This window comes from Spirosoma arcticum (genome assembly GCF_054779955.1).
On the sequence record NZ_BAAGXG010000005.1, the window covers coordinates 23,031 to 42,766 of the forward strand.

Below are 19,736 nucleotides of genomic sequence, written 5' to 3' on the forward strand. Positions count from 1 at the left end.
AGGAGAAGAAAGCAAAGACTAAATTACCAGGTAAAGCGTATGCCCACATTAGCGTTTCGGCGACGGGTGTTGTAGCCGTAAATATCGGTATACGTTTCGTTGAAAAGATTGCGCACATCACCGTACAATCGAAAACGAGCATTCAGTTTCGTCTCCGCGTATAGATCGATGGTCGTATAAGCCCGCAACGTTACGTTGTCCACGCCAAATGTCTCATTGTTATAAAAACGGTCCGTGCGGTCACCAACCGACCGAACCGTTGCGCTAATGAGTAGGTTCGGCGTAAACTGGTAACCCGCGCTGACGTTCAGTTGCGTTTTGGGTCGCCGGAATAAGTTATTGTACGTCGTATCGCGTCCGGCGGATGCGGTGGTAATGGCTCCGTCAAGCAGCGTCAGGTTACCCGTTAGCGATAAGCGATTAAACTGTCCTTGCGCTTCAAACTCCCAGCCGTGGTCGTGCTGACGGTCGAAGTTAATGTAACGCCCGTAAGGATCGACGTTCAACGACTCGAAGAAAATGGCATTCCTGATCCGACGGTCGAAATAAACGGCCCGAACCCAGGCGTTACGGCGTTTGGTAAAGACTTGCACACCCGCTTCGGCCGACTGACTCCGCTCCGGTTGCAGCGCCTTGTTGCCGTAAGGCGAAAAAAGCTGGTACAGCGTGGGTGCTCGGAAGCCCGACGACAGATTGACAAATACCTTAACGCGATTGGCTACCAGATATGACGGATTGAACGAATACGTAAAAACGTTTCCATACAGCGAGTTGCGGTTATACCGACCGCCCACCTCCACCGACAAACCCCGGTAGGGCGTCACGATTCCCGTCGCATACACCCCCATCTGTCCAATGCGGGCGGTGTCGGCCCCGATGGGCGGAGCTTCGTATGGGCCAAATGAGCTGATGGAACGGTACGTTTGGTCCGTGTTGCTAAACCGGTAGTCGACCCCAGTCAGCAGTTCGCCCCAGCTACCGAGTTTTAAGCTGTGGTACGCTTCGGCGAACTGCGCCAGTCCGCCGTATTTCTGATACGAGTACACTTCCGATGCCCCCGGCTCCCGCGCCGTCGAGTCGTTGGTGTAGGTTCGGCGACTGTCGCTCAAGCCATAATTAACAACCAGCCGCCCCCGCCGGTGTTGGTATACCAGCCCGGTGGCAACCTGCCCAAACTGGCTGCGGAACGTGAAATCTTTTTCATCAGTAAACGCTCCGGCGTCCAGGTCGGTCGTGTAAGCCGTCGTCAGGCCACGCACGGTCAGGCTCAGTTTAGTGGTCAGTTGCAGGGTCAGGTTAGCCAGCAGCGCATTTTGCCGGTAACCATCGTTGTCAAAATTCTGTCCACCCGTCCGGTCGGTGGCGGCCGAGAATCCCTCTGATGTCAGCCGGGTGTACTGCACGTTGTACAGCAGCTTTCCCGTTTGGCCACTCACCCCTACGGTTCCTCGGAACGTTTGGTACGAACCGTAATTCAGCGAAGCCGTCACACCCAGCGGTTTGTTACCGGTTCTGGTGGCGTTACCTTTTCGGGTGAAGATGTTAATGACCCCAGCTACGGCGTCGGACCCGTACGTAGTCGATTGAGCGCCCCGCAGAATCTCGATGCGGTTGCACTCGCCCACCGTCAGCAGGTTCAGATCGAAGGTGTTGGCAACGCCCGATGGATCGTAAACGGGGATGCCATCGAGCAGAATCAAGGTGTTACCCGCCGAGGCCCCGCGCAGGTAAATGTCGGGGTTGGTGCCCAGCGGTCCGTTGGAACCCACAATTTGCAGACCGGCCTGCCGCGACAGTAGTTCACTCACCGATTGGGTGGCGTAGCGCTGTAGGACCGAATCGGACAGGACGGTGATGACCTTACCCGTTTGCGAAAGCCGTTGTTCAACTTTGTTGGCCGTTACCGTAACGGCGTCTAATCGCAAGGAGCGCGAAACGGATGAATCGGGATTTGTCTGCGCCAGAGCGGGCAGACTAAGTGTGGCTATGGTCCAAACGACCGATAGCCCGGTGGTAAACTTGCTCATTATTAATCAGTTTGATTAAGTAATGAGCCGTCGGAAAGAGAAAACAAAAGACAGACGGGCTTCATTCCCGTCGATGACCGTTGGTACGATCACGCCATTCAACCGAAAAACGTCTTCCATCCCCGGCTTTTTTCCCGAAAGCTCGAATCATGAATTCGTCTGAGGCAGGTCTTCTGACTTGTTCGACCGATGACGCCTTCCCACCCGGAGGCAGTGGCCTGATATGTCATCGGCGGGTGACCGAACTTACAGCTACGGGAATAGTCCCAGATTTACACCGGTGTTCCCTTTTAATTGCTCCTTCATCAGGGGCAAACCTTAAACGTGAGGCAAAGGTAGAATTTGCCCCGTAAATAAAAAACCGCCCGGTTGCGAGCGGGCGGTTTCGTTACATGGTATTTTCTACAGATTACATTAATTCGTTCAGACGTAACGTAAAGCCAGACAGCACGTCTTCATCACTCAATTCGTCCGAAAATGGTTTGGATTCTGGTTCCTGTTCGGGGCGGTAAATAATCGTTTGTTGCCCAAATGGGTCAATTAGCCAACCGAGTCGAACACCATTGTTGAGATACTTGACCATTTTACCTTTCAAATGTCCCAAATCATCGGACCCCGAAGCCAGTTCAATGACGAAATCTGGACAGACGTGTGCAAACTTCTTCAGATCCTCCGGCGATACGGTAGCTAACCGCTCGTTGCTTATCCAGGCTAAATCAGGTGCCCGCATCGATGTGTCGGGTAACGTATAGCCGCCATTCGAGTCGGAGATGCGGCCTGACTTGGTCTGCCGATTCCACATACCCAACTCGAACATTAGTAAAACATTGAGAAAGCTGTGTTCTAATCCATCAGGAAACCCAAATACCAATTGCCCATCTTCATCACGCTCGATGCGTAGATCTGGATTCATTCGACAAAACGTAAACAACTCGTCGTCCGAAAAGCGACCGTATTGTGATGGTAAGTTGATGGGCATTACCATACCGTTCGTCACCTGAGTATTAATGGTCAAAACCCCTCCGCCTTGATTTCTTTCTCCGTCACGGTTCCGTATTTTTTTACCTTGTCGCGGATGGTCTCAGCCTTACCGATAAGCACAAACTGAAGGTTGTTCTTGGGAAAATACTGATCAATAATTTGGCGGGTGCGGGCTACGGTCAGCCCATCGACGTTTTTCTGGAAGTTGTTAATAAACGACTCATCGAAGCCCAAGCTAAACATATCGGTAAGCAGGTCGGCCAACGACCCGGCCGATTCGTAGTTGGGCGGGAAGTCGGCTTTGACGTAGTTCTTTGCCGAAGTCAGGGTTTTCTCGTCGATACCCGTCTTGTGCAAACTATCGAGTACCTGCACCGCCATGTCAATAGCTTCGGTGGTCGTGCTCACTTTCGTAAACGTCGAAATGGCGAACGTACCGCTGTTCCGATAGGTGCCAAAGCGGCTATTGGCTCCGTAGGTCAGACCCGAATTGACGCGCAGGGCGTCGTTGAGCCACGACGTAAACCGCCCACCCAGAATCGTGTTCACAACGGTAACCGGTATATAATCGGGATTATTACGCGTAATGCCTTTACCACCAATCAGAAACGTCGTCTCGCGGGCATCGTCTTTATTAACTAACAGCACCCGGCTCTTGTCGAACGTCACGGTCGGTTCGGTTAGTTTTGGCGAAGTAGCAACGGCCGTTTTCCAACTGCCAAACAGCGTTGTGATGTGTTTTTTCATGTCGGCCGTATTAAAATCACCCACCACGGCAATAGCCGCGCGGTCAGCCGTGTAATTTTTCTGGTAGAACAACCGGGCATCATTCGCCGTAATAGCCGAAACCGCCGTTGGCGTACCCGAAACGGGGTTAGCGTAGGGATGAGCCGCGTACACGAACTGATTGAAATAAGAGTTAACCACCGCCCGTGGGCTTTCTTTTTGCTGGGTTAACTGGAGCAGTTGCCGCCCTTTGTATTTGTCGAACTCCGCCTGATCGAAGGTTGGCTTTGTAATCACCTCCTGAATAATATTGAACAGCAAATCCTGATCTTTAACGGTAAACGAGGCCGACAGTTTAGCCACTTCTTTGCCCGCATAGGTATCCACAGTAGCCCCAACGTACTCGATTTTCTCTTCCAGTTGCGACTTCGTGTAGTTGGCGCTTCCAAACAGCAGCGCGTCGGCGGTCATATTGGCCAGCCCGTAGCGCGTACCATCCTGCACGGCACCGGCATCGAACACAACAGACACATTAATAAGCGGCACTTCGCGCTGCTCCATCAGGTAGACCGTCAGCCCGTTTTTGAGCTTAAATTTCTGGTACGGCGGCACCTTAAAGGTTTGCGCCGAGGCTACGCCTGTAACCAGCAGGGCGGTAATGAGGGAAAGTATAGTTTTCATGTTTTGTCTCAACACGGATGGCACGAAGTATCTCTGCGCTCTGTGTCTTCCTCTGTGTCTCCGTGTTTAAATGAGGTTTTTTAGTTAGACCCAGCCGTTTTCTTCAATTCCGGCAGCAAATAGCCGACGGTGCGGTTGCGGGCGGTGAGGTACGTTTTGGCCACGCGCTGCACGTCGGCCCTGGTCACTTTTTCGTACAGTGCCGGGGCTTCGTAGAGTTTTTTGTAATCGCCGAAGAACAGGTCGTACGTGCCGAGTGAGTTAGCTTTGCCGTTGATGGTTTCCATGACCCGGTAAAACTCCATCAGTTTCTGGTTCTTCAGTTTTTGCAGTTCCACATCAGTAATGCCTTCATTAATAACCTTGTCGATCTGGTTCAGCACCGACTGCTCCAACTTGGGGGCCGAAATACCACTGGCGGCAATGGCATAAATACTGAACAGGTTGGGGTCAAACGATTCGCCGAAGTTGATAAACGCCCGCGACGCAATGGTCGAGTCGAGCACGAGCGACTTCACGATCCGCGACGAGTTGCCACCGCTTAACACGCCACTCAGCAAATCGAGCGCGTAGTAATCGGGGTGGCGGCTTTCGGGCGTGTGGTAAGCCATCAGAATGTTCGGCGTAGCTACGTCTTTATAGGTCGTCACGCGCCGTTCGCCGTTTTGGGGCGGCTCCACCGTGCGCAGGCTGTCGGGTAGTTTCTGAGCCGGGATGGGTTCAATGTATTTCTCGGCAAGTTTTTTTACGTCGGCGGCCCTAACGTCGCCCACAACAACGGCCACGGCATTATTGGGTGAGTAGTAGGTCTTAAAATACCGCTCCAGATCAGCTTGCGACCACTTCTTAATGTCTGACTCGAACCCGATGACCGGAAACATGTACGAGTGTTCGGTAAACGCCGTGGCCTGCACCAGTTCGCTAATGACCCGGTAATTACTATTTTCCAGCCCCGTACTCCGCTCCGACAACACCACGCCCCGCTCGCTCTCCACCATTTTCGGGTCGATAGCTAAATCGCGGATGCGGTCGGCTTCGAGGTCGAAAATCGTTTCCAGCGCACCGCTCTGAAACCAGTCGGTATAAACGGTTGTGTTCTGAGTCGTGTACGCATTGTTGGAGCCGCCATTGGCTTCCATCACCCGGTCGAACTGCTTGGGACCGTATTTTTTAGCTCCGTTGAACATCATGTGCTCAAAAAAGTGCGACAGGCCCGTGATGCCGTGGACTTCGTTGCGCGAGCCGACTTTCCAGAACGTGTACAGGTTGGCATTGGGGATAGAATGGTCTTCGAGAACCATGAATTTCATGCCGTTTTTGAGCGTGAACGTCTGTACGTCCTCCGGCTTGGGCTTATTTTGCGCCGACGCTGCCACGCCCGCTGTGAGTAACAGACCTGTCAGCAGTCCGATTCGTTTGTTCATGAGGTAAATTTGATTGAGAGAATCCCTAAAATTAATGACCTTTCAACCATGAATCAACCCCTATGGTCGCTCGTCGGCCAACGCGCTTTAGTTACAGGTGGCACCAAAGGTATCGGCGAAGCCATCGTCCGGCAATTTCTGGACCTCGGCTCGTCCGTTTTCATCGTCGCCCGCCACAACGATTTATTGCAGAAACAACTCGCCGATTACCGACAACAGGGTCACATTGTCGACGGTATCGCGGCCGATGTGAGCCAGCCGGGCGAAGCCGTCCGGGTAATTGAGGGCGTTCGGGCGATCTGGGATACGCTTGACATTGTTGTTAACAACGCGGGTACGAACATCCGTAAAGCCACCGCTGACTACAGTGGAGCCGATTATGACCACGTTTTGAACACTAACCTGCGCTCGGCTTACGAACTAAGTCAGGCCGCCTACCCATTACTAAAAGCATCGGGCAACGGTAAAGTAATCATGGTTTCGTCGGTATCAGGCCTGACGCATACCAGCAGTGGCTCGCTTTATGGCATGACCAAAGCGGCCATGCTGCAACTGACGCGCAACCTCGCCGTGGAATGGGCACCCGACGCCATCCGGGTCAACGCCGTGGCCCCGTGGTACATCAATACGCCCTTAGCTTCGCCCGTGCTGAACAATCCCGACAAGCGAGCTGGTATTCTAAGCCGGACGCCTATGAACCGCGTTGGTGAGCCTGAGGAGGTAGCCTCGGTCGTTTCCTTCCTGAGTATGCCCGCATCAGACTATGTCACGGGTCAGACGATCTCGGTAGATGGCGGACTGCTGGCATGGGGGTTTTGAAGTTTTTGGTGTATCCTGGTGGTGCGGCATACCGACGGCCATGTCCGGGCGAACAGGTTTTACGTTGCAATTATGTGCTGTTTAACACCCGGACGTGGCCGTCGGTATGCCGCACCACCAGGATACACCAAAAACTATTTCTGTCCCAACGCAACCCTTCCCGTATACGCTCCGTATTGCCAGTGAACCGGTTCAACTGTTCTGTTTCTCACTCTCAAAACGCAGTTGATACAATGCACTCTTTTAATAACATGACTCGTTCGCTGTCGTTGGCGGCTCTCCTCATCGTGGCCACGCTGGCCTGTAAAGACGAGGTCAATCCAGTTACAACGACCGACCTCAATCTGGAAACCACGTCGCTGGGCCGAGTTCTAACTGGCGACGGTGGCCGAACACTCTACATCTTTGCGGCCGACGTTGCTGGCACCGCCAACTGTAATGGAGCCTGCGCGGACAACTGGCCTGCCTATTACAAAGAAACATTCACACTCGGTTTTGGCCTGAACGCAGCCGACTTCACGACCGTTACCCGCGCTGATGGAACCAAACAAACGGCTTATAAAGGCTGGCCCCTGTATTATTTTAAGAACGACGCCAAAGCGGGCGACGTAACGGGGGAAAACGTTGGTGACGTCTGGCGGGTGGCCAAAACCAACTACACCGTACAGGTGGCATCGCGGCAATTGATTGGTAATGATGGCAAATCCTACACGTTCGACACGAAGGAAGGCACAGGAAATTCCCTATTTTTGACCGATAGCGTCGGCCGGACGCTCTATGCATTTGCGCCCGATAAGAAGAATAAGAATACTTACACCAGAGCCGACCTGAGTAATAACGCCACATGGCCCCTGTTTGAGGGTACAATTGGCGAAATTCCCTCTACATTGAACAAAGCTGATTTTAGCACGATCACCGTGTTTGGCAGAACTCAAATTACCTACAAAGGCTGGCCACTCTACTATTTTGGCCCTGACCAGGGAATACGGGGCAATACTAAAGGCGTCAGTGTACCCAGACCAGGCGTTTGGCCGGTAGTAAACAAGACCACCCCCGAAGCGCCAGCAGGCTGAGTTTTATGGCTAACGCCCCCATCATACCTCCCCTGACCGACCTGCTGGCTGGCTGCTTACGCAACCACCGGCAAAGTCAGGAACTGCTTTACCGGCAGTTTTACGGGTATGCCATGAGCGTTTGTCTCCGCTACGCCCCCACCCGTGAAGGGGCGCTGGAGGTGCTGAACGATGGATTCCTGAAAGTTTTTACGCGGCTTGAGCAGTATGATCCTGAACAGCCCTTCAAAGGCTGGTTCCGGCGAATTCTGATTAACGCGGCCCTTGACCACTACCGACAGGAAGTTCGTCATCACCATTTTGACGATGTTGAGCAGGCTGGGCAAACGATTATGTCGGAGTCGGCGGATGCACACAGTCAACTGGCGCACGAGGAGTTGTTGGGCCTTATTCAGCGACTGTCGCCCGCTTACCGGCTGGTATTTAACTTGTATGTTATGGATGGATTTACGCACGACGAAATTGCCGCGCAACTCGGCATTTCTGTCGGGGCGTCGAAGTCGAACTTGGCACGGGCACGAGAAAATCTCCGCACCTATCTGAAGCACGTAAACTACGATGAGTATGCAAGAGCCAACCGATGACCAATTGGATGGACTCTTCAGAAAATCGGCTGAAGAGTTCAACGCTCCGTTCGACCCGGCGGCCTGGCAGGCCCTGAAAAACCGGCTGGACACCCACGACCGATTGACGATTTGGGAACACCTGCTCCGTTGGGGACTTCCAGTGTTACTCCTGTTATTTTTGGTAGGGGGTAGCTGGAACGCCTATCAACAACGGGCAGTGGCTGGCCAATCGCCAGATACGGACGTTGCTACGCGACAACCCACTTCGGCGAATGGCAACCTGTTGCCAGACCGTTCTAATCAACGGATTGGCAACGTCCAACTGCCCGTGAAAGAAATTGCAGCTGACCCGTTGAAGCCAGATGGTCTGGCCGAAACTGACGTTGCCCGATCAGACAAGCCGAAACCGCCGGTGCTAACAGGCGAAGCGAATGCAATGGTGGGCAATGTGGACGAGAACGCCCGTAAAACGAGCCCCTCGCCAACCATCAGAAAGCGCAGCGGTTCAGCTACGATTGGCGTAACAAGCAACAGGGATGTTTCCGAGAAAGCAACAGTTCATACTAAATCAGCGTATCGGGTAAGGCCCACGCCAACCCGCTCTTTGTCGGCAACGAACGAGGTAACAACGGTTGGGCGTACTGGACGCGTTCAAGTGGGTACGGGTCAGCAGAGACAGTCTCGCCAGTTATTTGGAAAGCGGAGCCAAACCCGTGTTGCCGCAACTTTTCCGGAAATGAGCAATGCGAGAAAGCCTGTGCAATCGTTTATGAATCAACAGGCCGGGCTGGATGCAACCGGCGAGAAGTCAGTGAACGAGGTGCGGCTGGGTACCGGCCTGCTACCGGGAGCCGATGCAATATCAGCCCACCGCTTCAGCGTTGAGGTATCAGATAAGGCGTCATTTGCTGAGCTAATTAACCGACGGGGTCAGTGGCCTAAACCGCTGTTGTTTGTTGGCCGGGAGGTGACAGCGCCGATAAACAGTGTTGAAACGAAACAGCCGGTGTTGGCGCAATCGGTGCCTTCGCAGAACGGGTTGAGCGTTCGGTTTGTGGTGTCGCCGGACTTAAGCGCCATTGGGTTGCGAAACTTTCAGCGACCCGGCACAAACATCGGTTTACTGCTGGAATACCGATTGGCGTCGCGCTGGAGCGTTCAGGCCGGGGTTATGCGGAGCACGAAAGTGTACAAAGCGCTCACGAATCAGTATGAGTTACCGCCCTACGTGGCCAATTTAAGTGTACCACCCGAAAGTATGAGCGGACGCTGTAACATGCTCGACATTCCAATTAACCTGCGCTACGACGTGGCATTGCGCCCACGACTAAATGGCCAGGCACCAAGTCGGTGGTTTGTGAGCGGGGGCGTCACGACCTACGTCATGCAACAGGAGGACTACGTTTATAATTACCCGGTCGATGCCCATATATACCCCACTACGCCGAAGGGATGGAGCGGCAGTACCGGGCGCTACAATTTCAGCCAACTGAACGTATCGGCGGGTTACGAACGGGCGTTGAGTCGGCGGCTGTCGTGGCAGGTGGAGCCGTTCGTGAAAGTGCCGCTGAAAGGCGTTGGGTATTACAAAATTAATTTGCTGAGCACCGGCGCTTTTTTCTCGCTCCGTTATAAATTTTAACCCGTGCATTTCTTTACTTTATTCATCTCTTATTCTGTGTAACTACATTAAACTCAAGGCGTATGAAACCGAATACAACAACCGAACAGATGAAGCGCGGAGAATTCCTTCGCAACTTAGGCTTGAGCAGTGCTGCACTGATGTCCTTTTATTGCATGGGAACCTTAACGTCCTGTTCCAGCGATGATGATCCGGCACCCGGCGGCACAACCACACCGGGAACCAGCGGAGTTAATTTTACCCTTGATCTAACTAATGCCAGTTTTAGTAAACTCAAGACCGACGGGCAGTTCGTTTATCAGGATAATATTATTGTAGCCCGCGTCAAAGGCGGCACTTACGTTGCCATGTCCAAAGCCTGCACACACGCGGGTACCGATGTGCAATATCGTCTTGCGCAGGATGACTTTTGGTGCAATAACCACGGTTCCGAATTCGCCCCTAACGGCAGCGTACAGGTAGGGCCAGCTACTCAGTCACTAAAATTGTACAAAACTGTTCTCAGCACTGACGGCAACAAGCTTCAGGTGACGGAGTAGTACGCTTTTCTGGACACTGCCAACCAAATTAGTGCGGTATGTTCAGCAACGAAATGGTCATCATATACCGTGTCCTCATTTATGAACTACGTTCTTATTGCACTGGCGCATCTGCTGCTGACCGGCCTGACTGCTTTTGGACAAACCACCAGCCCAAGCGACACGCTGTCCGCGCTGGGTACTACTAAAGCGGATACCAGCGTCCGGCCCGTTCCGACGGTTGAATTGATTAAAACCGACAGCGTTCCCACGCCAGCAGGTACTTCAGTCTCCGGAGCGGAGGCTGATGACTTGCTGGCGGGCCTGACCGACTCGACCGAAACACAGCCGTTACTGCCATCGAAGATGATTTTCACGCAACGGGCGTTTTGGGGACCCAAGGGTTTGCTGCGCGTGTTGAACGTTGCTCCGCTAACGCCCGAAGGCCGATCCAAAGAATTGGATGTGAGACGGACGATGCTCATAACGCATCAGATTGGTGGCTTTGTCACGCTCGCTGGTTTTGTGGCGCAGGGGTTGCTCGGGGCAAAACTTTACAACGCCCAGGGTGAGGAGTATGTCAAAACCAAGCGATGGCACGAGCGAACCGCTACGTTCATTAACGTGTCGTACGGCACGACGCTGGCTCTGTCGCTGTTTACCCCACCCCCTATTATTGGATCGAAGCGGGGGTTCAGCACCATCAAATTGCACAAATACTTAGCCGTTGTGCACCTGACGGGCATGATTGCTACGAACGTGCTGGCGGGTATGATTGGGGAAAACTTCCGGCTTAAACCCTACCACCGGGCGGCCGCGTATACAACATTCGTAACCTACGCGGCATCTGTGATTGCCCTCAAATTCTAACGCAAAACAACATGAAACCCATTCTGTATGGTTGCCTGCTGGCAGTCCTGTGCCTGTGTGCCGTTGCCGCACCCTTGGCAAAACGCAAATTAGTAGCCGACAAAGCGCTATCAACAGTTGGTTACGCAGCCAAACACCCCCTGCACGACTGGAATGGTCTTAGCCGCGCTGTCAACTGTGCGGTAACGTATAATGACGATACGAAACAGGTAGAGAACGTAGCCGTTTCAATCAAAGTAGCCTCGTTCGATAGCGGTAACAGCAATCGCGACTCGCATATGATGGAGGTGCTCGACGGTCTGAAATATCCGAATGTCACCTTTGTTAGTTCAGAGGTAAAAACGGGCGCTGACGGTGCGTTGACGGCTACCGGCAACCTCACCTTTCACGGTGTCACGAAGCCCGCCACTCTACAGGCTATCCGCAAGGACGCCGGGGGGAAAATGACAATTGCGGGTGAGTTTCCAGTTAGCATGACCACTCACAATGTCGAACGTCCGTCGTTTATGGGTATGAAAACCGAAGACATGATGACCTTGCGGTTCAATGCAGTATTTACCATGTGAAGTGTTAATAGGCAGGTATGACGCGGGGGTGAGCACGTACGGCGTGATGCTTAAACACCAGGCTCAGGAGTCACAATCCGGGCGTTTCGGAAACCGCGCCAGGCCAGGGCCGCGCTGACGAGCGTTAGAATGGCCCCCAGTAAGTAGGGCGCACCGGGAAAGTAAACAGGCGCGTTCGTAGCCGTGAAGTAGGAAAACAGGTTTGCCATAATCACCGGACCAAAGATGGACGTAGTGCTGGTCAGGCTGGTGAGCGCTCCCTGCACTTCACCCTGTTCGTTAGGAGGAACCTGCCCCGAAATGATGCCCTGCACCGACGGACCCGCAATGCCGCCCAGCGCGTAGATGCCCATGAAAGCAAACATCATCCAGCTTTGAGTAGCAAATGCGAACAGCGCAAAGCCAAGCGCACTGAACAGCAAGCCAATGTAAACCGACCGTTGGGGTCCCAGTCTGGGAATGATAATTCGGCTCAGTCCCCCCTGCACAATAGCAAACGCCAGCCCGATGGTCGCCAGTGACCACCCAACCGTTGTTTCATTCCATTTAAACTTCTCCATCGTGTAGAATGTCCAGGTGCCCTGTACGGCGAATCCGGCGATGTAGATCAGCACCAGTGACGCCACCAGACCCAAAATAACCGGATACCGACCGAGATTCATCAGCGACCCAATTGGGTTAGCCCGTCGCCAGTCGAACGGTCGGCGGTTTTCGGGCGCGAGCGATTCGGGCAGAATAAAATAGCCGTAAAGGACATTGAGCATGGTAAGACCAGCCGCCACAAAAAACGGCACCCGTGGGCCATACTGACCTAAGTAGCCGCCCATTGCCGGACCAAGAATGAAGCCTATCCCGAAAGCAGCGCCTACCAAGCCGAAATTCTGCGCCCGTTTTTCAGGGGTGCTAATATCGGCAATGTACGCGTTAGCCGTCGTGAAGCTGGCCCCCGTAACGCCGGCCAGAATGCGTCCCAGAAATAGCCACTCAATCGTGGGTGCGAACCCCGTCAGTACATAGTCCAGCCCGAAGCCGAAGAGCGAAAACAGCAGCACCGGCCGACGGCCGAACTGGTCACTCAGCCCACCCAAAATCGGCGAAAACACGAACTGCATTCCTGCGTAAGCCGCCGTCAGCCACCCACCGTAACTGGCTGCCTGACTGAGATTACCGTTGATTAGTTGCTCGATTAGCTTGGGAACAACGGGAATTATAATTCCCAGTCCGATTACGTCGATCAGGAGCGTGATAAAGATAAAAACAAGGGCCGGGCCACGCTTGGCCGATCCAGATGTGGCAGGAACGGACGGATTTTTATTCATGAGAAGGGCTAAAAAAATTGTGGTTTCTGAGTTCGGAGTTCGATCAACGGATCAACTACAAACTCAAAAACCACAAACCACAAACTAAAGTCAGATTAAGCGTACGTGTTGAGCATCACCGGCATAATAAGCATCAGGATGTCTTCATAGTCTTCTTTATCGGCCGGAATTAAAAGGCCAGCCCGGTTGGGAGCCGACATTTCGAGCGTAATCATTTTGGCGCTGAGGTTGCTCAGCACTTCGGCCATCAACTTGGCGTTGAACCCAATTTCCATCGACTCTCCCTCATAATCGCACAGGAGTTTTTCATTCGCTTCGTTGGAGTAATCCAAATCCTCGGCCGAGATGGTGAGCGACGGTCGGCCACTTTCGCCCGTTTTGAGCGACAGGCGAATCTGGTGCGTGGTCCGGTTAGCGTAAATCATAATCCGCTTGAGCGAGTTAAGCAAATCAGTCCGGCCAATGGTCATCACGTTCGGATTGTTGGTCGGGATGGCATTCTCGTAGTCGGGGAACCGCTCGTCGATCAACCGGCAGATCAACTGCGTCGGGCCGAACGTGAACGATGCATTGGCCTGGCTGAATTCGGCCACAACCGGCACATCCTCAGGCAGCGATGCCTTAAGCAGTTGAAGCGCCTTACGCGGAATGATGAGCGACGTACTTGCCGATCCTGACGACGAACCACTGCCCAGATCCGTACGACGGTAGCGAATGAGCCGGTGCCCGTCGGTGGCTACGAACGTCGCGTTGTCTTCGTTTAGTTGCAGATACACCCCCGTCATGGCCGGGCGCAGGTCGTCGGTGCTGGTGGCAAAAACGGTGTTATTAATTGCGCCAAGCAACACGTCGGACGTCATATCGACGGACAAGGTCTTGCTTACGGTTGGCAGTTTAGGGAAATCAATGGGGTTTTCGCCGGATAGCTTGTAGCGACCGTTGTCGGTTAGGATTTCGGTGCCAAAAGTCTCGGCGTCAATATTTATGGTTATGGGCTGCTCGGGTAATCCACGCAGCGTGTCCAGCAACAATTTGGCCGGAATAGCGATGGCTCCACTTTCACTCGCTTCAACCGGAATCTGCGTCGTCATGGTCGTTTGCAGGTCCGATGCCGTCACGGTCAATATGCCCCCGGATGAGTCTGGTCCAACGTCGATGCGAAACAGGAAGTTCTCCAGAATCGGCACTATGGGATTGGTGGCCACAACGCCGTTGATATGCTGAAGGTTTTTGAGCAGGACAGAAGAGGAGACGATAAATTTCATAAAGCAATCGGGTAAGTAGCGGTTCAGACTAAACGTATAGAACAAAAGTAGCGAAAAATACGGACCCTACGCCGGTTTTTTGCGCCGGTCGGCAAAGAACCTAACAACGGTTAGAAATGTATAATGGGTAATGAACAATGCATAATTCCCTGGGCTGCGTTAACCATTATGCATTGTTCATTACCCATTATACATTTCTATTTATGGAAGCTGAAATCATCAACCGGGTAGCGGGCAGCGGCCTTGTCTCGCTCGATCTTGAAGCGTATTATCATCCCGGCGAACGGGTCGTTTACGACCTGAAAGACAACTTGTTCATGGGTTTGATCCTGAAAGAAAAGGACTTTCGGGCTTTTCTGAAAGAGCACGACTGGAGTTGGTATATAGGCAAAAACGTCGCTATCACCTGCACCGAAGACGCTATTGTGCCAACCTGGGCGTATATGCTGCTGACACTGCAACTCCAGCCTTACGCCAACGCTGTCGTGTTCGGAACGCTGGCTGACCTGGACGAAAAACTTTATTTCGATGCTATCGCTCAGATCAATCCTGACGACTACCGGGATGCCCGCGTGGTGGTGAAAGGTTGCTCAAAAGTACCCGTTCCAACGGCGGCTTACGTCGAGTTGACGCGGGTGTTACAGCCCGTGGTGCAAAGCCTGCTCTTCGGCGAGCCGTGCAGCACAGTTCCCCTGTATAAACGGCCGAAGGAACGATAATAAAGGTTGTTTTGTCAACGCACCATCTTTGTCAGGCCCGCTTAATGACGGGCCTTTTTGTTAATAGTCTCACATAATCTTAATTTTGGAATATATCGAACTATGTCTAATGCTGAACTCACTCGAAATCCGCAACTACCGCAACCTCCGCCACTTGACCATTGATAAGTTAGGTCGGGTGAATCTGCTGGTGGGCAAGAACAACACGGGAAAGACATCGGTTCTGGAAGCGATCTCGATACTTATTCATCAAGCAAATACTAGATGGATTTCTCAACTGCTTGACGAAAGAGGAGAGAGCGTAGTAACATCTGTTCTACGTGACCCTGACCAATTATCCGAGTATAACACAGAAAGAATCTCAAATCTGTTTTATATGCGTGAGCAAAAATTTGATGTCAATTTTACTATTTCAATAAAAGAGTTAACTGAAAGTAGTAACATCAATTCTGTCAATATGCGTTTTGTAAAGTACATTGAAATTGAGAATGAAGAGGAAAATGGAGCAGTATACCGATCGAGAACAGTTTTAGAGGATTCTGACGATTACGACGGAATTGGTCTCGAAATCACAACCGGGGTTAACTCTCGTATTATTAACCTTGACAGACGATTCAATAGTCTAATGTTATTCACAGGGTTAAAAGCAAACGTTCAATTCGTTAGAACTAATAATATCATAGGAGAAACAAATGGTCAGCTTTGGGACAAAGTCATTCTCACCGAGAAACAAGTTTATGTAGAGGATGCCCTAAGATTGATTGAAAAAAACATTCAACAACTGGCTTTCGTAAATAATTTATTAATCCCTAACAATAGCTCGAAACGTGATGAAAGAGTGGCTGTTGTTAAGATAGAAGACATTAGAAAACCTGTTTCTTTGCGCAGTATGGGCGACGGCATCAACCGAATTCTAACTATTATTCTGGCGATGGTAAACTGCGAAAACGGTTATCTACTCATTGATGAATTCGAAAACGGCTTGCATTACTCGGTTCAGGAAAAACTATGGGAGATCATTTTTTACCTTGCCGAACAGCTTAATGTTCAAGTGTTTGCAACAACACACAGTCTCGATTGCATTGAAGCATTCTCGGCTGTAATCAATAATGGCAAACAGGACAGAGATGCCGGTGCCATGATCCGTCTTGAGAACTATGAAGGCAATATTGAGGCAACTGTTTACGACGCCGATGAAATCCAAGCTACCACACGCGTCCAAGTTGATCCCCGATGAGTGATTACATTAACCGCAAGAAGCTTCCATTCAAATTGTTGGTCGAAGGTAAGGATGACTTATATGTAGTAGCCAGCATTCGTAATCAGCATCAGTTAGCCGATAATTTTGAAATTATTGATTGCGAAGGCGTTGATAAGATGTCTGACCAACTAATTGCCCGGATCAAACTACAAAGACCGACAATTGATACAATCGGCATTGTATTAGACGCTGACACAGATTTGAGTGCCCGGTGGAGTAGCTTGAGAAATACACTCCAGGCAGAAGGGTACATCACAGCCTCCTCACCTGATTCAAACGGAACCATAATTGACGGTGTGGGTCGTAACCCAACGGTTGGCATTTGGCTCATGCCCGATAATCTACAGTTGGGTATGCTGGAAGATTTCGTCCGCTACCTGATCCCGCAAAATGACTCGCTGCATCCATTCGTTGACCAGATTTTAGCGCAAATTGAAGCAGAAAACATTACAAATAGGTACGATCCTTCTGTCCAGCGGGCGAAAGCGTTTATCCATACGTGGCTGGCCTGGCAGAAAGACCCTGGCAAACCGATGGGCACCGCTATTGCCGCCACGTTTCTGGATCACAACACCGCCCTTTGTCTCCGCTTCGTTGACTGGCTCAATCGGTTATTCAACGCCCAATAATAATGCTCGACTTTCGCCTGACCGTCTTTTACACCGTTGCCAAGCGGCTTAGCTTCACCAAAGCAGCGGCCGAACTGTTCGTGACGCAGCCCGCCGTAACCAAACACATTCAGGAACTGGAACATCAGTTCGGCACGGCGCTCTTCGACCGGCGCGGCAACCAGGTAAGCCTTACGTCGGCGGGGAGTTTGCTGCTGCGCCACGCCGAAACCATTATGGCGACATACCGGCAACTGGAGTTCGACATGAACGCGCTCAAAGGCGAACCCGGCGGAACGCTCCGGCTGGGGGCAAGCAGCACCGTAGCGCAGTACGTGATTCCGCCCGTGCTGGCCCGTTTCCACGAGCAGTCAGCCGACGTAGCCATTTCACTCCTTAGCGGAAATACCGAGCAAATTGAACAGGCCCTGCTCAACAACGACATCGACTTAGGACTGGTGGAAGGACGGACGCACCATAGCGACATCCGTTATACATCCTTTGTGAAAGACGAACTTGTGCTCATCTGCCGCCCCGACCACCCTCTCGCGGGCCGCGACGAAATCACGCTGGATGAGTTGCGGACCGTTCCGATTGTGCTGCGGGAACGCGGTTCAGGATCGCTCGAAGTGGTTGAACACGCGCTGCGGGGGGCGGGGCTGCGGCTCACCGACCTCACCGTTGAGATGCAGTTGGGTAGCACTGAAAGCATCAAATCGTACCTCAGCAGTTCGCGGTGTATGGCGTTCGTGTCAGTTTTCGCGGTTCAGAACGAGTTACGCGTGGGCACCCTCAACGTTCTTGATGTACAAGGTCTTACCATTCAGCGCGACTTTTATTCGATTCAGTTACAGGGTATGAGCGAAGGACTCGCCGATACGTTTATGCGGTTTGCCCGCCAACACTACAAGCGAAGAGAGTAGGGCGAAAGCACCGGAAATCACCTATGAGAGGAACTTCAGCAGGACGGACGGTTGTCTAAAGCCGGGTCTCGTGTTGTACTTTTACGGTTCAAATCGATCTTTATGCAAACCGACCGAATTCTGACTGTTCTGGTGGCTGTAACCATTGCGGCTGCATCAGCGCAGGCGCAGCCCCGTGCCTCCCGGAAGGCCCCACCCCGTCCGAATGCTGCACCAACAACGTCCATTTCTTCACTTCCTGAATTTGCTATCTCCCGTGCCGAAGTTGAAAGCCACACGCGCTTTTTGGCATCGGACGAGTTGCAGGGGCGCCGGACGGGTGAGCCGGGCAACCAGATAGCCGCCCGTTACATTGCCGAACAGTTCAGAATGTTAGGGCTGAAACCTGCTGGCGACGCGGGAGGTTACCTACAGTCTATCGGCTTCGAGCGGGTCAAAGCGGCCGGTTCAGCTACGATGATTCTTGGTAAAGACACGCTCCGATTAGGCAAGGAATTGGCCGTGATGACAGGTAGCCCAGCGGACGTGTCGGGCGAGGTTGTGTACGTTGGCTACGGCCTAACCGACGGCGATGACGGCTACAAAGGACGCGACGTAAAAGGTCGGATTGTTATTGTGCAGGGTGGTTCGCCGGAGGCCAAAGGACCGGGCGAAATTTTTAAAGCGTCGGTCGCTAAACGCAAATTAGCGACCGACAAGGGAGCGGTTGCGTTGATCGAACTGTACAGCGAGTCGATACCCTGGGGGTTTGTCAATCAGTATTTTAGCCGGGAGCAAATTAGCTTGCCGACTACTGCAACCGGCGGTTCACCCGTTACGCACCTGTGGATCAACAACGCTAATAATCAGTATAAGCAATTGAAAGAAGCGGGTCAGACCGCTACGCTGCGCACCTCTGGGCGTCCCCGGATACCCGCACCTTCGGCTAATGTGGCGGGCATCATCGAAGGCACTGACCCAAAACTAAAGGATGAATACGTGATTCTTTCGGCTCACTTCGACCACGTTGGCGTCGGCAAACAGGGCGGTAGCCCATACCAACCCACCGACAGCATTTTCAATGGCGCTCGTGACAACGCCTTCGGAACGGTTTCGATTCTAACGGCCGCGAAAGCGCTCATGCAGCAACGGCCCAAACGCTCGGTGCTGGTACTGGCTCTGACGGGCGAAGAAGTTGGCTTGCTCGGCAGCAACTACTACGCCGAACATCCGCTGGTGCCGCTGAAACAAACCATCTTCAACCTCAACACAGATGGAGCAGGCTATAATGACACGACCATCGTATCCGTAATTGGTTTAGAGCGGACCGGTGCCAGAGCCGAGATTGAAGCAGGGGCAAAAGCGGCCGGGCTGGGCGTTTTTGCCGAACCCGCTCCCGAGCAGGGCCTTTTCGACCGTTCTGACAACGTCAGTTTTGCGGCTAAGGGGATTCCTGCCCCAACGTTCTCACCTGGTTTTAAAACCTTCGACGAAGCCATTGGCAAGTACTACCACCAGGCTATCGACAACCCCGAATCGCTGGATTTCAACTACGTACATCGGTTCTGCCAAGCTTATGCTCACGCAGCCCGATTGATCGCCGACCGGGCTACGCGCCCGCAGTGGTCGGCTGGTGATAAGTATGAGGCTGCCGGAAAAACGTTATATGGGCAGTAGCCAGCCAAGTCCTTTTCTTTCCTGAACGCACCGTTGTAGTAACGCGGTGTGTTTAACTAATAGGCGCGTTCAGGAAAGAAAACTAAACCATC

The 19,736-nt window shown here is 52.5% G+C and carries 18 protein-coding genes and 1 riboswitch; of the genes, 12 read left to right on the forward strand and 6 right to left on the reverse strand.

Translation table 11 applies throughout. The annotated features are described in order from the left end of the window. Positions 1-23: 23 nt before the first annotated feature. The 4 genes from ACYVHB_RS12270 to ACYVHB_RS12285 form a co-directional block, all read right to left on the reverse strand. A complete protein-coding gene (locus tag ACYVHB_RS12270) occupies positions 24-2,027 on the reverse strand; it encodes a TonB-dependent receptor plug domain-containing protein (RefSeq protein WP_461052030.1) in 2,004 nt (667 codons plus the stop codon). Between the two features lie 146 nt (positions 2,028-2,173). Further along, positions 2,174-2,363: riboswitch (cobalamin riboswitch) on the reverse strand. A gap of 73 nt (positions 2,364-2,436) precedes the next feature. After that, positions 2,437-3,012 (reverse strand): Uma2 family endonuclease, encoded by a 576-nt coding sequence (locus ACYVHB_RS12275; protein WP_461052447.1) that lies wholly within the window; start codon positions 3,010-3,012, stop codon positions 2,437-2,439. Between the two features lie 26 nt (positions 3,013-3,038). Beyond that, positions 3,039-4,415, reverse strand: a complete 1,377-nt coding sequence (locus tag ACYVHB_RS12280) for a M16 family metallopeptidase (RefSeq protein WP_461052031.1) — start codon at positions 4,413-4,415, stop codon at positions 3,039-3,041. 80 nt (positions 4,416-4,495) lie between these two features. Continuing rightward, a complete protein-coding gene (locus tag ACYVHB_RS12285) occupies positions 4,496-5,839 on the reverse strand; it encodes a M16 family metallopeptidase (protein WP_461052032.1) in 1,344 nt (447 codons plus the stop codon). A 48-nt stretch (positions 5,840-5,887) separates the two neighbouring features. On the opposite strand from ACYVHB_RS12285, the gene ACYVHB_RS12290 reads away from it, so the two are divergent. The 7 genes from ACYVHB_RS12290 to ACYVHB_RS12320 all read left to right on the forward strand — a co-directional run bounded on the left by ACYVHB_RS12290 (position 5,888) and on the right by ACYVHB_RS12320 (position 11,893). Next, a complete protein-coding gene (locus tag ACYVHB_RS12290; protein WP_461052033.1) occupies positions 5,888-6,658 on the forward strand; it encodes an SDR family oxidoreductase in 771 nt (256 codons plus the stop codon). Between the two features lie 233 nt (positions 6,659-6,891). After that, on the forward strand, positions 6,892-7,731 hold the full coding sequence (locus ACYVHB_RS12295) for a hypothetical protein (protein WP_461052034.1): 840 nt from the start codon (positions 6,892-6,894) through the stop codon (positions 7,729-7,731). Positions 7,732-7,736: 5 nt separating this feature from the next. Further along, positions 7,737-8,315 (forward strand): RNA polymerase sigma factor, encoded by a 579-nt coding sequence (locus tag ACYVHB_RS12300; protein WP_461052035.1) that lies wholly within the window; start codon positions 7,737-7,739, stop codon positions 8,313-8,315. Beyond that, entirely contained in the window at positions 8,296-9,939 is a 1,644-nt protein-coding gene (locus ACYVHB_RS12305) for a porin family protein (protein WP_461052036.1), read from the forward strand. Before ACYVHB_RS12300 ends, ACYVHB_RS12305 begins: the two co-directional genes overlap by 20 nt. A 62-nt stretch (positions 9,940-10,001) precedes the next feature. After that, positions 10,002-10,478: a QcrA and Rieske domain-containing protein gene (locus tag ACYVHB_RS12310; RefSeq protein WP_461052037.1), complete on the forward strand. Its 477-nt coding sequence runs from the start codon at positions 10,002-10,004 to the stop codon at positions 10,476-10,478. Between the two features lie 81 nt (positions 10,479-10,559). Continuing rightward, a complete protein-coding gene (locus ACYVHB_RS12315) occupies positions 10,560-11,327 on the forward strand; it encodes a hypothetical protein (RefSeq protein ID WP_461052038.1) in 768 nt (255 codons plus the stop codon). Between the two features lie 11 nt (positions 11,328-11,338). Further along, entirely contained in the window at positions 11,339-11,893 is a 555-nt protein-coding gene (locus tag ACYVHB_RS12320; protein ID WP_461052039.1) for a YceI family protein, read from the forward strand. 50 nt (positions 11,894-11,943) lie between these two features. On the opposite strand, the gene ACYVHB_RS12325 is transcribed toward ACYVHB_RS12320, so the two are convergent. After that, positions 11,944-13,212: a TCR/Tet family MFS transporter gene (locus tag ACYVHB_RS12325; protein ID WP_461052040.1), complete on the reverse strand. Its 1,269-nt coding sequence runs from the start codon at positions 13,210-13,212 to the stop codon at positions 11,944-11,946. 95 nt (positions 13,213-13,307) lie between these two features. Beyond that, complete coding sequence (gene dnaN, locus ACYVHB_RS12330; RefSeq protein ID WP_461052041.1) at positions 13,308-14,477, reverse strand: DNA polymerase III subunit beta; 1,170 nt, start codon at positions 14,475-14,477, stop codon at positions 13,308-13,310. 203 nt (positions 14,478-14,680) lie between these two features. On the opposite strand from dnaN, the gene ACYVHB_RS12335 reads away from it, so the two are divergent. From ACYVHB_RS12335 to ACYVHB_RS12355, 5 genes are all read left to right on the forward strand, one after another. Continuing rightward, positions 14,681-15,196, forward strand: a complete 516-nt coding sequence (locus tag ACYVHB_RS12335) for a DUF2480 family protein (RefSeq protein ID WP_461052042.1) — start codon at positions 14,681-14,683, stop codon at positions 15,194-15,196. Positions 15,197-15,305: 109 nt separating this feature from the next. Next, positions 15,306-16,433, forward strand: coding sequence for an AAA family ATPase (locus tag ACYVHB_RS12340; RefSeq protein ID WP_461052043.1), 1,128 nt, complete (start codon positions 15,306-15,308; stop codon positions 16,431-16,433). Beyond that, on the forward strand, positions 16,430-17,086 hold the full coding sequence (locus tag ACYVHB_RS12345) for a DUF3226 domain-containing protein (protein WP_461052044.1): 657 nt from the start codon (positions 16,430-16,432) through the stop codon (positions 17,084-17,086). Before ACYVHB_RS12340 ends, ACYVHB_RS12345 begins: the two co-directional genes overlap by 4 nt. Positions 17,087-17,088: 2 nt before the next feature. Then, a complete protein-coding gene (locus ACYVHB_RS12350) occupies positions 17,089-17,988 on the forward strand; it encodes a LysR family transcriptional regulator (RefSeq protein ID WP_461052045.1) in 900 nt (299 codons plus the stop codon). 102 nt (positions 17,989-18,090) lie between these two features. Continuing rightward, positions 18,091-19,644 carry a M20/M25/M40 family metallo-hydrolase gene (locus ACYVHB_RS12355; RefSeq protein WP_461052046.1) on the forward strand — a complete coding sequence of 518 codons (1,554 nt, stop codon included), beginning with the start codon at positions 18,091-18,093 and terminating at the stop codon, positions 19,642-19,644. Positions 19,645-19,736: the final 92 nt, after the last annotated feature.